3 protein-coding genes are annotated in these 16,174 nt (G+C 60.0%); 1 reads left to right on the forward strand and 2 read right to left on the reverse strand.

The window, feature by feature from the left end:
• The first annotated feature begins 4 nt into the window (after positions 1–4).
• On the forward strand, positions 5–622 hold the full coding sequence (locus ACILSI_RS12055; RefSeq protein WP_395722129.1) for a response regulator: 618 nt from the start codon (positions 5–7) through the stop codon (positions 620–622).
• A 22-nt stretch (positions 623–644) separates the two neighbouring features.
• Here the strand turns inward: ACILSI_RS12055 and ACILSI_RS12060 are convergent, their stop codons facing one another.
• Both ACILSI_RS12060 and ACILSI_RS12065 read right to left on the reverse strand, forming a co-directional pair.
• Positions 645–1,451 carry a hypothetical protein gene (locus ACILSI_RS12060; RefSeq protein ID WP_395722130.1) on the reverse strand — a complete coding sequence of 269 codons (807 nt, stop codon included), beginning with the start codon at positions 1,449–1,451 and terminating at the stop codon, positions 645–647.
• Positions 1,452–1,458: 7 nt separating this feature from the next.
• Entirely contained in the window at positions 1,459–16,008 is a 14,550-nt protein-coding gene (locus ACILSI_RS12065; protein ID WP_395722131.1) for an autotransporter-associated beta strand repeat-containing protein, read from the reverse strand.
• Between the last annotated feature and the right edge of the window lie 166 nt (positions 16,009–16,174).

Genomic DNA, 16,174 nt, shown 5'->3' on the forward strand with positions numbered 1-16,174 from the left:
CACCATGATGCGTGAAGGGTGGCGTCTTTTCATCGAGAACACCGCTGACATGGCTTTTGCCTGGATGGCGGGCGACGCTTCCGAAGCAGTGCGGAAGGTTGACGAAGACACGCCGGATGTGCTGGTGCTGGACATTTCACTGCCAGATCGCTCAGGATTGGAGTTGATCAAGGATCTCCGCCTGTTGCGCCCGAAGTTGTCCATGCTGGCCGTGTCAATGCATGACGAAAAACTGTATGCCCAGCGAGCCTTGAAGGCCGGGGCACGCGGTTATGTCATGAAAAGCGCGCCGCAAAAGGCGCTGGAGCAAGCGCTGCGCCGCGTGGCGGCCGGCGGCATCGCGGTGAGCGAGGAAATGTCCGAGGAAATTTTGAAGGCGTTCTCCACAGGAGCAGTGACTGAATCCCAGGACTCCATCGCCGGACTGAGTGACCGTGAATTCGAGGTGTTCCAGCTCCTCGGCCAGGGAAAAAACACCGCACAAATCGCGGAGGGGCTCCGTATCAGCACCAAAACTGTGGACGTTCACAAGATGAACATCCGGGAAAAGCTGGGCATGAGCGATCCTAGTGAGCTGAGTTACTTTGCCATCCGCTGGGCAGAAGGACAGAAAACACTGTGATGCTTGGCTCGCTCTCTCAGGATCAAACGCTCAGGGACATGGATGCCGCGCCTTTGGGAGCGTAACCGTAGCCAAAACCAGCAGCGGTGACGAGTGCGCGCAAGGTTGGCATGGACATGCGCGCGGCCTCCGGCCGATGATGCGCCAATACCCGGCGCAAATCGGTGGCCGTCCATCGAAACCTCGTGGTGGGCGGCTCGTGCCCCATCACCTCCCGGATGAGAGGCACAAACTCGGATTTGGGATAACACTGCGGGCGTCCCGGACGCTCCGCGTCATTCACCGCGCCTGTCACGCCATAGATTTGACAGCGCTCGACCAGTCGTTTCAGCGTACGCGAGCATGCCTGTGTCTCGCTGGCGATGCTGTCCTTCGACTTGCCCTCGTCAAGCAGCAGCAGTGCCTTTGCGCGGCGCAGCCTGCCTTTCGATCCCTCACACGACTCCAGAACCTGCCGACAGAAAGCACGCTCAGCCGCGGTGAGGCGCACCGGCGTGGTCACTGGCATGGGCAACTGCTGGCTCATGCTGAGGACCTCTTGGATGCCACCCCACAGATATGTTTGACGCACCTCGGCCAGCACCTGGCACGACAGGCCCGTGCGTTCAGCCGCATGTTCCAACGATGACAGACGGCCCATTTCCAACAGCAGCCGGGCCATGTGCCTCACCGCAGGAGCGGTTTTCGATGACACAGCAAGACGCTCGCTGAGATCGCGGTCATAACTGCTGAGAGACAGGAATAACGGGGGCGAATCAGCTCCTGTGCCCGACTCCAGTCCGTCCTGCTCCGTTCCATGGAAGGATGATGAGTGCGTGCTGGTTTTCATGGCAGGATCAAATTGAAGAAGCCCGACGGCGGCGGAAGAACAGCCCCAAGAGGCCAAACAGCAGCAGCAGCGCACGGGACGGCTCAGGAACTACGACGATGAAGCCGTTGCTGGCGAACAATTGTGTATTGAAGGCGAGGCCTGATCCGAGAACGACACCAGAGAAGTCGAAGCTGGTCGCACCACCGAGGTTGGAGACGGCAGTCCAGTCCATGAGGTCGAAGATATCGCCAAAGACCGGAGTGTAGCCGTTCAGGAAGGTGGGGGCGATCTTGATGGTGCCGTCAATGACAGGGGCGGAGCCGCCGTTCACAAGGATGTGATCGTGGAGTGACACGGTGTTGGTGTTTTCCCAGCCAGTGATGATCCCAGAGTCGATGCCGGTGAGATTGTTCTCGAAGCCGCGTATCGTCGGATCGTCATTCAGCGTGAAGCCGCCGAGTTGCATCACTGCAGAGGAGCCGGAAGCGATGGTGAGATTACCGTTGATGGTGAGAGTTCCGAGTTGGTCGCCGGCATTGGCGAGGAGACCACCGGTGCTGTCACCGGCTCTCAGCGAGCCAGTGGTATTGATAGAGCCGACATTGCTGCCGATGGTGATGTCCCCTGAGATGGTGCCCACACCGCTCACAGTGGCGTCTGTGATGTAACCACCAACCGCCGTGCCGAAGGTGGCTCCACTGTCGATGCGGATGAAGGTGGTGTCGTTGATGGAGCCGCCGGTGCCAAGCTGCAAGGTGCCATCTGTGACGTGGGTGGTGCCGTGGTAGGTGTTCGCGCCAGTGAGGGTAACGGTGCCGTTTCCGGTCTTCTCAACGGAGAGCGTGTCGTTGATGGCGTCGGCCTCGGAAATGACGCCAGAGAAGGTGATGCCAGTGCTGGAGCCGTTGGTGGCCGAGGTGAGGGTGACGGTCTTGGTTTCGATGCCAGTGGCACCGGCCTGGAGGTTCTGGAGCGCCACATTGCCACTGAAGGTCGCGGCTCCGGTGGTGAGGGCTTCATCACCACCGAGGGTGACACTGCCTGTGCCTGCGGTGGCATTCACATCAATGGCGTTGGAGATGTTCAGGGCATCGGCCGTGATCACCAGGGCGACGTTGTTGGTGGCAAACTCCTCACGGAAGCGCACGGAGTCCTCCACCGGGAGGCAGCACTCGTCGGCATCATTCTGCATCATGAAGAAGTGTTTCCCGGCAGAGGTGCCATTCACCACGGCAAACTGGGTGCCATAGGTCATCTCGCTTGGAGCGTCGAACTCCACATGACGGACCAAATTCATGGTTCCACCAGACACGCTAACAATGGTGTAGATGCCGTTGCGGGTGGGGTTGGTCTCCTCGTTCTTCACGAGGATGGTCTTGCCCACATCGCCCACACCATAGGTGTTGCCGTCCACCGTGGAGGAAACGCCCGTGAAGGAGCCGGACTGCGCGCTGCCGCCGATCGCGTCAAAGACACCGCCGCCAGCCGTCAGGCTGGCCGTGGAGGCACGGTCGATGATGGTGGTCATCACGGTGCGTGTGTCACCGAGTTCGACGTGCTTGGCACCCAACGCGCTGCTGCTGCTGAGCTCAATCCGGCCGGAGCGGACAATCGTGCCGCCGTCAATCAGGGTGCCGGCACTGCCGCTGACGCCAGAACCGTAAGTGTTGTTGCCAGAGAGCAGCAAATTGCCGCCGTCCACCATGGTGATGCGGCCTGTGCCGCTGACAACGTTTGCGCCGCCAAGAACCAGGCCCGTGAGAGCTTGCACCCCCACAAAGGTGTCACGATTGAGCGTGACATTGCCGGTGATGGCAGAATCCGCTCCTGTGGATTGGATCACGCTGACGCCCGCTGAGTTTGTGTTGTTGACGATGATGTTGTTGGCGAGCGTCACACCTTGAAGGTTGAGCACGGTCATGTCATCCGTTCCTGTGACCGGGGCGATGCCAAGGGTGATGCTGCCAGAGCCGAGCTTGCCATCATTGGTCACGGAAAGCCTGCCATTGGCGATCTCGGTGGACCAAGACTGCGCGGAATGATCCACGGTGGAGAGAGTTTGGGCGCCGTGGGTGCTGACGCGGAAGACCCCGTTGCCGGTGATGGCACCCGCATAGACGGCGTCGGAGGTGCCGTCACCGCCTACGCTGAGCGTGCTGGAACCGAGGATGACGCTGGCGTTGACCTGGGTTGCACCGGTGCTGGCGAGGGAGCCGATGGTCTGGCTGAAGCCACCGAGATCAAGTGTGCCGGAAGCCGTGTCACCGGTGATGACGACACGGGAGTGAGAGGAGAAGGCATTGGCCGCGCCACCAAGCAGGGTGCCGTCGGTGACATTCATGTCGCCGCTGAGATCACTGCCGGAACCGGTGAGGGCAAGGGTGCCTGTCCCGGTCTTGGTGAGGTCGCCGGTTCCGGTGATGGCAGAAGCGATGGTAAAGGTGGTGCCAGCGGTCGTGGCAATGGTGCCGCCGCCTGCATCGACCGTCACACCGCTGTTGGCAGCCAGTGTGGTGTTGGCGGTCACTTCGAGCGCACCGCCGAGGAACCGCAACGCGGCAGCCCGGAAGGCATTCGAGACATAGCCGAGACTGGATGCCTGTGCGACGGAAATGGTGCCGCCCTCGATCTCAGTGCCGCCACGGTGGCTGTTCACGGCGGTGAAGGTGAGCTTGCCCGCGCTCTTCTTCCGCAGGGTGACGTTGCCGTTGACCTGACCGCCGTAGGTGGTGTTCGCGGCTTGGTTGACGGTGAGGGTGTTGTTGTCGAAGCCGCCGTTGTTGACGGAGCCGCCGTCACCGGTAAGTCCCGCCACTTCCTGATTGTAACCGTTGAGATCGAACATGCCTGAGAACTTCGTGGTGAGAGTGCCTCCGAGTGGCAGGACGTTGTTCGCGCCGATCTGCAGGATGCCGTTTTCGACGGACGTGCTGCCGTAGGTGTTAGCGGTGCCGGAAAGCTTGATGATGTCCTGGCCGACCTTGGTCAGGTTGAAATTCCCGGTGATGTTGCCGTCGATCTGGAGGTAGGAGCCACGCAGTCCTGGATCGTTTGGATTCAGGTTGGTCGTGGTGTTGAGCTTGCCCATGTCATAGAACATTGAGTTCTGCCCGTTGGAGGTGCCGGCGGGGTAAATCTGGCCAAGGAAAGAGTCGGAGGTCAGATTGAGGGTCACACCGCTGCGCACGGTCTGGATGACAGCCACCTGTTCATAATCGAGCGGCAGGTAGCCCATGATGGCACCGCCATTGAGGTCGATCCTGCGAGTGCCAACGAGGTCGGCATACACCTGAAGGTGGACCCCCTCGGCCAGAGTGAAATTTCCTGTGCCACGAGCATCACTGACAGCCCAGCGCTCAATGGAACCCCAAGCCTGTGTCAGATTCGCGGTTGGCGTCCAGTTGGACACGGCGATTTCTAGGGCGGCGGTCGGATTGATGATGGCATTGATGGTGGCGTTGCCGAAGGCACCATTGTGGGTGACTCGCACACCACCTTCACCTGCGGTGAAGGTGCGGCCGCCGGTGAAGCTGCCGCTGTTGTCACCCAGAATGAGCATGCCGTCCCCCACTTTGCGGAAGTCGTAGAGACCACCGTTGTTGAGGCCGCCCAGGCCTGTGCCGGAGCCGAGTTGCACGCCAACGGTCGAACCCGGACCAAAGGACCCTGCCTCGACATGCATCAGGTAGTGGTCAAAGAGAGTCACGGTGCCGGTGCGTGTGACAGAGCGCAGGCTATCCACCTGGAAGAACAGAACACCTTCCTGTCCCGCTCCCGCCACTGTGTTGGTGGTGCGCAGGTCAATGTCAGCGATCTGGACCAAGCGATCGCTGGCCGTCGGAGTGTAAACACGCCCGATGTCGTAGTTGGTGATCTTGCCGGTATTCCAGATGAAGAGATCCGGCGTGCCAGAATTGAAGGTGAAACGGACCTCCGAGTGGAAGGATTGCAGGTAGTTGTCGTTGTCATTCATGTGGCCGCCACCCAGGATGATCTGATTGCTGCCGTTGCCCACGGAATCCGGGGTCAGGAACTGAATGATGCCGTCCTGAATGACCCAGTCGCCACCGAACTGCGACTGATCACCACGAATATTCAGGGCACTCAGGCCAGACTTGGTGACCTGGCTGGCGAAGATCTTGCCATTGATCTGAAGAGTATTGACCGAGGTGTTGATGATCGCCTCGCCATCTCCGAGCCCGGAGGCTCCAAAGTAGAGATCAGGATTGATGGTCGGTGTCTGGCTGCTCCCAAGCAGGAGACCACCGCTGCGGATGATGATGCGGTTGAACTGACCGTCCGCGCTGACGTTGATGTCACGGTCCAGGCGCAGGGCATGCACATCAGCATTGATGCCGAGAGTGGTGGTGGCGGTGGTGAGATTTAGGATCTCCGTGCCGTCGTTGAGCGAGAGTGTGGTGCCGTTGAGGGTTCCGCCTGCGAAGGTCTTGTAATTGGCCGGCGCACCGCCTGCGGTGACGAGTTCAAAGCCTCGGACCGTGTCATACTTCAAGAACTGATGCTCTGAGCGGCTGACGATCCAAGGATCAATCATATTGTTGTTCATCAACGGCGAACTGCCAGCCCAGGCGGTCACGATGAGGCGCTCGGCATTGGCCAGGCCCGCGACGCCGAGCCGGTTGGCATTATGCCGGAGGGTCAGCGTGGCGCTGGTGACGGTGTCACGAGTCAGGTCGGCCAGGGTCAGCTCAGCATAGAAAGCACCGCGGCTGACCACGGAAATGTCCGCTCCACGCTTGGCAGTGACCGCGCCGACAGTTTCCCTATATTGGATGGTGTTAACAACCGCCGCAGCATCGTCGCCGAGCAATTCCAAGCTGCCGCCGTCAATGGTGATAGCCTCATTGTCACCCCAGCGGCCATCGAGATTGGTTCCCGTGTAGGGTGTGGCATAGTCAAACCGCAAGCGGCTGGAGGGGTGCAGAATCCACTGGTTGGCGTTGTTGCCGCCAGCGCCGACGGCCGTGCCAGCGGCACCCTCAACGCGCACTTCGCCGAAGATGTCCACCTCACCTGTGCCAAGTGGGGTGCGCGTGCCGTTGTTACCGCCAGCTAGGGAGAGGCCAAAGCCGCGGTAGCCACCGTCGTAGTGACGGGTGCGGGACAGCAGGGAGCCTCCGCTGTAGGTGTTGTTGGCGTTGTTCGCGAAGGCCACGAACCCGTAGGCATTGACGTTCATGCCCGCGCCCAGCAGCATGCGATTACCACCAGAGAACTGCGCTCCCACAGTGCCAGGGTTAAGCGTGAGCGTGCCGCCAGCACCACCGAGACGGAACTCAGCGCCACCCGCGCCCCATGGTTCAACGCTGTTCGCCGTGAGGTTTCCATTCCCATTGCCGCCACCGAGGAACCAGTTGTTGTAGAAGCCGCCATCGCGGGTCGCCATGAGCAGGTCGGCGGAGTAGGTCGCATTGGCATCAATGCTCAGAATGCCAGCGCCAGTGCCTTTGAAGACGCCCGGGGCAGCCACCGCTGCGCTGATGGCGTTGAAGTTGGCCACAGTGCTGGTGCGGACGCCGACGGCTGTCATGGCGCTGCTGCTGTTGACCAGCATGGTCAGGCCGGTCGTTCCGAGGTTGACGGTGGAGAGGGTAGAAAGGTAGGTGCCGGAGAAGAACCGCACTGCACCCGTGCCCAGCACGGTGTTGGCATGCCCAAGCAGGGTCACCCCCTGGTAGGCGTCATAGCCGCCGCTGAAGGTGTGAACATCGTTCTGGTCCAGAATCAAGTAGTTGCCCATCTTGACGATCTTGCCCCGGCCTTGGATGACATCACGAATGTAGGTCGTGATGTCCGTGCGGAGGTTCAGGATGTCATTCATGAGGATGCCAGCCTCAATCACGAGACCGTCGCTGCCATTGGTGATGAGGAAAGGGTTGTTGTTGGTGACGATCATCTGCCCGTCATTGTGGTCGCCAAGGTATTTGTTAACCGCTGCCGATCCACCATTGCGGTCCAGGGTGATGGTGGTCTGGCCGTTGATGAAGATCGTCTGGCCCGTCGTGACGAAGAAGTCGTGGTCAGCGACCGAACTGGCGAGGCGGATCGTGCCGAAGTTCGAGATGAAGTCGCCCGTGCCCACCGCATTGTTGGGAACAGTGCCGGTGCCGGTGCCCTGGAGACGGATTTCCCCGCGATTCAGCGTCACATCGCCCGTGAGACCGGTGTTGTTGGCATCCAGTCGAAGGACGCCGTCGCCGGTCTTGGTGATGCCCGCGGCACTGGTGATTGTGCCGGTCAACTGAGTGGTGCCTGCGCTTACATAGAGTCCCACCTGACTGGTGCCGCTGATGGTCGTCGTGCCGCCGACGATGAGGTTGTAGCTGTTGTTGTTCTGGAACTGCAGCAGCGTGCCCTGCAAGGTGCTGGTGCCCTCAATGGTCAGGTTCTGGATGGTGATGTTGCCGCTGCTGGTGCCGGTATAGCGATTGGTGTCGATGCGTGCTAGCGGCACGTTTTCGGAAATGATGACGCTGTTGTTGTAAGTGCGGCTGGCAGAGTCTGTGCGCAAAGCCAGGACGGGCATCTGAGAGGCATTGTTATTGTTCAGATGGTCGGCATGCAGGCGAACGGTCGAGTTGCCGATCGGGCCGGCTCCCGTGCCCGCCCAGTCGAGATAAAGGATGCCACTATTCACCTGCACTGTGCCAGTGATGCCGGTGTTGTTCTGGCTGGCGATTTGAACGGCACCAGGGCCGGAGGTGGTGAGGCCGGCCGCAGTCACAGAACCCTGGAAGCGCAGAACGTTTTCATCCACATAGATAATGCCCTCTGTCGGTGTGGTGCCGTCGCCAAAATACACCGCCGCAGTCGTTCCAAAGTCCACGCGGGCGTTGTCACGGTTGTCGATGAACAACCCGCCGCTGTGGATGTTGATCTGGCCGGTGCCGCTGATGGTGCTGTCATTGCTGGCCGCCTCGTGATTGATGCGCAACGCATAGGTATTGTAGGTTCCCGCTAGAGTGGCATCACCCGCCGTGTATTGGGCAATAGAGGTGTTCGTCAAGGTGGCGAGGAATGCAGCTCCGGTGCCGGTTCCACTCCAGGCGGCATTGGTCATGCCAGTGGTGGTGTTGTAGGACAGAAAGGTGCCGCGAGTCGCATTGACCATCCATGGATCAAGCATGCTGTTGGCGGAATTGGCTGCGAGCCAGGCTGGGTCAGTGACATAGACACGCTGGCTTTGGAACTGGTTGAGGCCGAGTTCGTCCGCGTTTTCACGAATGGCCAGGGTGGCCTGTCCGAAGCGGATAATATTGCTGGTTCTGAGCGCGATGCCGCCGTTGGTGCTGTTACGTTCCAGATAAATGCCGGCACCGCCTTTGACGGTGATCGCGCCGACGGTTTCCGTGGTGTAGTGCTGGAAGGCTGCCACGAGATTCAGCCCGGCACCGTCGAGGGTCATCGCCGTGGTGTCACCCCACTTGTTGCTGAGGGCGAGGTTGCTGTTGTTCAGGCGGCTGACGACGAACTGGTCGTTTACGTCCAGGCTGTAGTCGAGGCGCAGCACGCCGCCGGGACGAAGTTTGACGTTGTTGGTGTTGGTGAGGCCGGCATCATCCGTCACACGACCCGCGCCACGCAGGTTCAGGCGGCCATAAATATCGATGTTTGGAGAGGCAATCGAGTTGGTGACCTCAAAGTAGTTGCCGATGGCCGCAAAGTCAGCACCACGGAAGATGGTGGTGTTGCCGGTGTAGTCTTGAGTGCCGTAAGCACGGACAATGGCGACCGTGGCGGTCGGATTTTGGAAGCCGGTGTCATATGCCGCGCGCCCCACCTGCACTGAGGCGGTACCGGTGAGCACATTGTCCTGCACTAGGCTCAGGGTGGCTGCGTTGGTGCCCAGGAAGCGATAAGTGTTGTCCACCCCCGCGCCCAGAGTGTCAGCCATATAGAAGGTGTTGCCGTAGGCGGAGAGACCCCACTTGCCGTTGCCCATCTGGGCCTGATCGAGTGTCTGTGTGTAAAGCCCCGCGTCACCCAAACCTAGGGCGAGTGTGCCATTGGTGGTGGAGCGCAGGTTGTAACTAGTAAGCGGGGCATCAGCACCGAGATCCACGCGGACACTGTAAGCCTTCTCACTGCCTAGGATGAGGACATCCTGCCCGGCCACCACATTGGACGGAGAGTTTAGGCGGATGGCTGTGGTTTGACCATTTTGAAGGGTGAACGCCTGGTTGACCACGATGTCACCACTGCCCGCATTTGCGGTGCTGCTGGGAACAAAGGTGACGCCTGGGAAGAGAATATCATCTGTGCCGCGGCTGCCAAACAGCAAGGTTCCGACACTGACCACGGTGCCACCGGTCCAAGTGGCAGTATTGTTGCCAGAAATCGTCAGGTCCGAGGCGCCGATCTTGTTGAGGGTGTAGCCCTTGCCACCGTCCGTGATGCCGCCAGCCAGGACGAGTTGCACGTCGGTGATGATGCGGGCGTGATTGGTCAGGGTGGTCAGGCCGTCAAAGCGAGGGATGTAAGTGTTGCCACCTGTGACACCGAAATACTGCACATCCAACGACAGCGTGCCAAAGGTCAGCAGTTTGCTGGAGCCCGCAGCAAAACCGGGACGGTTGACGTCAATGTAGCTGTTGCCGCCTTGGTGAATGATGTTGTTGCCGATGAGGATGCGCTGGCTGTCGCCGGTGTTGTCACCGATGGCCCGCACTTCCCACTCGCCGCCGCGGAGCAGGATGTTTGTGAAGTTGGGAATCGAGGAGACAAATCCTGTGGGTGAGGCCCAGGACTGGTCATTGACCCAGGATTCAACAAACCCCTGCGCGATGTCCAAGGTGCCAAGCGAGTTCGGCACCAAAGTGTCCCAGTTGTCCAAGGTAAGACGGCCACCGCCGATTTTGGTGATCTTCGATCCCACACCCCCGATGATCTGGCCGGAGTAGGTCTGATTGCTGCTTTCACGGCCTACGACCAGCGTGGCCGTGCCGAGATTGAGGGTCCCACCTGTGTTTTGCACTGCGTTGATCACGCTGGTGCCACCCAAGTTGCCGAATTCCTGGTTGTTGTTGTTGAGCAGCACCGTGGCTCCCGGCTGGATCGTCACCACCGAGCCCGTCACCGCATTCAGGTTCCCAAACGTCCGCAACACATTGGCATCCGTCAGGCTCAGCGTGCCCTGATTCACCTGCACGTTGCCCTGGAACGTGTTTGCCCCGCCCAACTGCAGCGTGCCCGGCCCGTATTTGACGAAAACGGTCGCCAGCGTGTTGCTCGCATTGTTGCGGAAGTTCGTGATCGGCGCGCTGATGATGGAAGCTGCCGCGTCATCGGTGTAAACGGAAAGCACATTGGTGCCAAAGTTCACCTGCGAGCCGGGGAGGCCACCGATGCCAGCCCCCGCGTTCAAGATCAAACCTGCCTGACCCAGCGTGCCCGCATGGGCCGCGCCCAGGTTCAAGGTGAACACGCCCATATCCACATTCGCGTTGGTGCGCAGCGCATACACCGTCTGGTTGCCCAGCAGGGTGCTCGCCGTGCCGCCGGCGTCATGCGTGGTGGTGGCTCCGCCCGCTGCCAAGCCTAGATCACCCGTCGTGTCGTAGGTGTGGGTGAAGACGTTGCCGACGCTCATCGTCGCGTAATGGCCGCTGTTGTCAGCGCCCGCGCCCTGGATCACCGCCCAGGTGCCGATCATGTCGTTGAGCAGTGTTGGGGTCACCGTGAAGCTAATCTTCTCCAACCCAGCGGTGCCGAGGTTGGTGGTGACTCCCTTGAGCGTCAGCGTGGCCGCGTTGCTGCGTGCCAAAGAGCCGAAGGTGAACTGCGTGCCCACCGCGCTGCCGTCGTTGACCACCAAGGCCGCGTTGCCGGTGTTGACCGTCAGGGCACCGGTGGTTGTCGTGTTCGTCGCTCCGGTTGAACCATTGAGCCGCAGTGTGCCGTTGGCCACCGTGAAGGGCGAGGCCGCAACGCCAAAAGGACTGCCGCTGGTGGCCTGCGCCTGACCCACCAAGGTGCCGTTGCTGACGGTCACACCACCGGTGAAACTGTTGCCCGTGCCGGTGCCCGGATTGAGTATCACTGTGCCAGTGCCCACCTTCGTGATACCGGTGGCCCCCGCGCCGCTGATCACACCGCTGAAGGTCACGTCACCGCCGGTGATGGAGGTCAGGTTCAGACCGCTGGTAGAGAGGTTGATGTTGCCGGTGAAGAGTTTCGCTCCGGCGTCCAACCCACCAAGAGTCTGAATACTGCCAGTGGCGGTGTTGATGAAGTTCCGGCTGATCGTACGCGCACCGGAGGCCAGGATTTGGGAAAACACCGTGCTCCGGAAGGTGACATCCGAGGTGGCGGCACCAAACGCGTTGTCATGCGCGGCGACCAAATAGCCGTTCGAGAGGATCGTGCCGCCCAGGTAGGTGTTGTTGTTGCTCAGCCAGAGGGTGCCTTGCTCGGATTTTTCCAGATCATTGCCCGCCGCGCCCGCGACCACACCGCTCAGCGTGGTCAACGCTCCGCGGGTGCGGAACACGATGTCACGGTTCAGATTTGTCGTGCCCGTGACTTCAAATTGATATCCATTGAAACCGTCGAAGTAAATGGCGCTGCTGCCCCCGCCGTCAACGACATGAGTGCCCCCGTGGCCGATGGTGAAGTTGCCAGCAAGCTGCACAGTCTGGTTGGAGGACATGCCGTTGAATGAGCCCACCGTGATCACACGAGTCTCCCCGCCATCATTGCCGGAGGTGACGATGTTGTTATTGAAGACAAACGGGCCGGCGCCGTCCATGCGGAACTCCAAATCACCGCGGCGGTCATTCTGCATTTCCATGACGATGTTGGACCCCTCGTTGCCTGCCGCGCCAGTGTTGGCGAGCACGAGCCGTCCCTGCTGCACCTGGGTGAAGCCGTTGTAGGTGTTGTCCGCCGTGAGGATAAGCGCACCACCTTGGCGCTTTTGCAGGTTCACCGCGCCAGATCCTGTCTGGCTGACCACGCCGTTCAGCGTCACCAAGCCGATGCCGGATTGGAAACTATTGTCCGAGCCGATATCAAAGAAAGCGTTGCGTGCAGTGGTGCCGTTCTGCAATTCGGTGGTGCCGTTGAACATGGTGTGGATGTAAGTGGTGCCCGCGCTGCCAACGACGAAAGCACGATCTGCGTCATCCATGCGCATGGTCAAGTTGTTGAGTGTCAGGTTGCCGAAAGTGCCACCGCTGATTGCCCAGGGGCGGAAGCTGCCGGTGGTGCTGCGGATATCCAGGTTTCGCACGGCATACTGCGTGTCCGTCTGCCCAAAATGAGCCTGGGCGGCATTCAGAGCGACGCGAAGTTCGCCACCACGGAAGAGGATGGTGTTATCAGCGGCATTGAGCGCTCCATTTTGACCCACAAATAGAACACCGCCCGCTCCAATCAAGGTGCCGTAGGTCACCGCAGTGCCGATCGTGGTGGTCAGGGTGCCGGTGTAGTTCTGCGCCTGGGGAAGATAAACAAAGCCGCCGATGTTCGTGCGTGCGGTCTGGTCTTCGGCACCGACGATGAGAGCGAAGGCTCCGTTGAGCACATTGGCATTGGCAATGGTGATCGTGCCACTTCCAGTACCGAGGCGGAAGGCCTGGTAGAATCCAGCAGCCTTGTTGCGCCCGTTGGCGCTCAACGTCGCACCGGTGTAGGTGCCATTGCCGGTGTCTGCACCAAACCAAGCTTCCACATCCGGAGCCACCGCCTTGATCTGGGCAAGGATGTCGGTTTGGAAATCATGATTGCCGCTGATTTGAATGGCCACTCGATTGCGACGATCCGCTCCCGTCTGCTGATTGGCTAGCAGGACGCTCAAGGGGCCCGTTTGGGGAATGCCTCCGTTGTTAATCAGACTGCTGAAAGTGATCCCATCACCCGTGCCGTAGCCGGCACCGAAGGCGATGGCGGAGGCGTCGGTGTCACTGGCGTTCTGCAGCATGATCATCTGGTTCGATCCGACATTGGATGGACCGTCGAGTTTCAAACGCGAAGCAGCGCCGATGAGGATGTCATTGCCCATCACATTCGCGCCTGCCGTGCCATTTCCCCGCAGCCAAAGCTCACCTTCCTGGATCAGGGTGGCATTTTGATAAGATTTGGAGCTGTCAAACATCAGCACGCCACCGCCACGCTTTACAATGCCGCCGTTGGTGATGTCTCCAGAGATAGTGCCTATCACAGCACGGTTGCCGGCGGAAGCGTTGCCATCCAGCCGGATGTAGCGCTGCTCGCCGCCAAGGTCGAGGTTGTTCACCAAGGTCACGACATGCGTGGCATTGCCGCCGTTGAGAGTGAAGATGCCGGGGTTGAAGGGAGAACTGTCGTTGAAGGTGGCGCTGCCCCACGTCACCGTGGCTCCGGCCCCGCCAAAGTTCACATCAATCGGCGCCCCAAAGGCGGAGAAGCCCGCGCTGCCGCCGCCCGCACCACCGCCGCCGATGATCTGCACCTCCCCGACGCCCGTCCCAAGCGCCCGTGTGAAGTTGCGGTCCGTTTCATAAGCCGCCTGGATGTTCGGCGAACCTCCGAAAGTGAGATTGCCAGAACCGAGGGCGACGCGATTGGAACCAATCACATCCCGGAACATGCCCTCATTCAGATAGGTGGTGCCGGTGTAGGTGTTGGCACCAAAGAAGGAGGTCGTGCCGCCGCCGGTCTTCACCAGCGACACCGGATTCCCGCTGTTGTCAGCGATGACCGAGGAAATCACATTGCTAGCCCAAGCGATGTCGTAGAGTTCGTAGTTGCTGGCCGCCCCGGCTGTGATAGTGGGAACGGAGATCGTGTGCGTGGTCAGGCTGGTGAGGATGCCGCCGGAACCGACCTCCAGAACCGTTCCGGCATTACCCGCCAGAGCACGAGCGGTGGAACTCTGCATGCTCAACGACTGGATCGTTCGGTTGGCCGTGATAGTCGCTCCACCGGCAGAAAGTTTGATGTTGTCTGTGCCCACCCAGCCGACTTCTGCCTGATCGACTTTGTAATCACCTGCCGTCAAAGGCGTGTAACCAAAGCCGCCGAGGCCGACGGTGTTGTATTTTACAAATTCCGGATTGGCCGTGCCGCCTGAGGAATAAGCCCAGCCGCCGATGAAGGGCACGTTCACCCCGGCGGTTTCCAAGGCCGAGTTGATGATTCGGTGCTTCGCATCAATGCCGAGCGCCGACCCCACAAGGCTGTCGATGTAGAATTCCAGCGCGGTCCCGGCATTGGGCTTGAGGATTTCCGCGAAGGTCAGCGTGGTGCTGCCTGTATCGGCCGAACGACCACCGATGCGGTTGAAGCCGCTTTCTAGAGTCACTGCACCGAAGGTCTGGGACACCGCGTAGTCGAACAAGTTCGTGCCGGTGCTAAAGGCGGCGTTTTCCAGATAAATCTGGCCGGCCTTCATGCTGATGGGCGCGGTGGTGGAAAACCGGCTGTCTGGTTTGTCGTTGGTAGCAGGAGCACCCGCCCCCTGCGCATACACAATGCGCAGCCACGAATCCCGCAGATTCAGAGCCGAAATGTTGTTGTAGGGATTCGTGTTGGCGGCCTGTGACCCAACTGCAGTGTCGGCACGAATATCCCCCAGCACTGAGCTGAGGGTGCCGGTGAAGTTCTGCGCCGTCGTGACGTTCTGCATGCGGAAGCCGCTCACCCCGTAGTGGATGATCTCACCCGCTCCCACCACCGGACCCGTGATCGACGTGAAACCAGCACCGCCCATGCGCAGCTCATGATTATTGGTGAGCACGCTGCCGGTGAGGGTCAGCGTGTTGTAATCGGACTGCACCCGCGCCGCACTGCCCAGTGTTACCGTTCCCGAGAATGAATTGCTCTCGCGACCCAGAATGCTGCGCAGAGCACCCATGTTGCGGAAACCCTGGCCGTTGATCAGCAACTGCTCGGGGTTGTTGGCACCACCGGTGGTGTCTCCAGCAAGGTTGGTTGCGTCATTGTTGATCGCCAGCGTCGCACCGGAGTTCACGACCGTGCCCTGCCAAAGGTTCGCCCCACCCAGCACAGCCAAGTCATTGTTCGCCGGCGAGATCATCGTCATACCATTGTTCAGAATGGTCAGTCCGGTGTAGGTGTTGGCACGGCGCAACACCAAGGTGCCCTCGCCGTTCTTCGTAAAGCCATTGACGCCGTCCACCAGACCGTCCAGCACGAGGATGCCCGCGTCCACATTGAGCGTCAGTTGGTTTTGCAGCCCCACATTGGCCTGAATGACCGCCGTGCCACTCCCAGTCTTGTTGATGGCCGCCGTGGCACCACCGTTAAAGCTCAGAGTTCCGCCCACACCGCTGGTCAGCACGATGCTTGATCCTCCGGTTGCATCGCCAATATTCAGCGTGCCCAGCGTCAGCGCATCATCCAAGCTAATGAACTGTGTGCCAAGGATGTCGAGATTCAAATTTGCTGTGTCCCCGACGATGGATGTTGGGATCAGGCCGCCATTCCAGTTGGTGAAATCCTGCCAGATATAACTGCCGGAACCGGTGGTGTCCCATACAAAAGTACTAGCCTGTGCTGTATCAATCCAGAGCGGGGAAATGACGATCAGGGCGGCCGCAACAGGTCGTTTCATGTGACGACGCAGCCAAGGCATTATAACGCTGGATAAACTCATGATTAGGTTGGATTGGCTGGAACTTGGAAGGGAGCGTTGAACCCAGCGTGACTTGCCGGATTTGAGCGCTCATACTGCGTCAAAGCCTTGATCCAGAACCATTGGAGATTGGCTTGTAGTTACC

Origin of the sequence: Prosthecobacter sp. (assembly GCF_044232965.1) — a bacterium.
GTDB lineage: Bacteria > Verrucomicrobiota > Verrucomicrobiia > Verrucomicrobiales > Verrucomicrobiaceae > Prosthecobacter.

Bases quoted from the DNA above. Each gene is read 5' to 3' on its own strand.
- ACILSI_RS12055 (WP_395722129.1), top strand. From the start codon at position 5: ATGATGCGTGAAGGGTGGCGTCTTTTCATCGAGAACACCGCTGACATG.
- ACILSI_RS12060 (WP_395722130.1), bottom strand. From the start codon at position 1,451: ATGAAAACCAGCACGCACTCATCATCCTTCCATGGAACGGAGCAGGAC.
- ACILSI_RS12065 (WP_395722131.1), bottom strand. From the start codon at position 16,008: ATGAAACGACCTGTTGCGGCCGCCCTGATCGTCATTTCCCCGCTCTGG.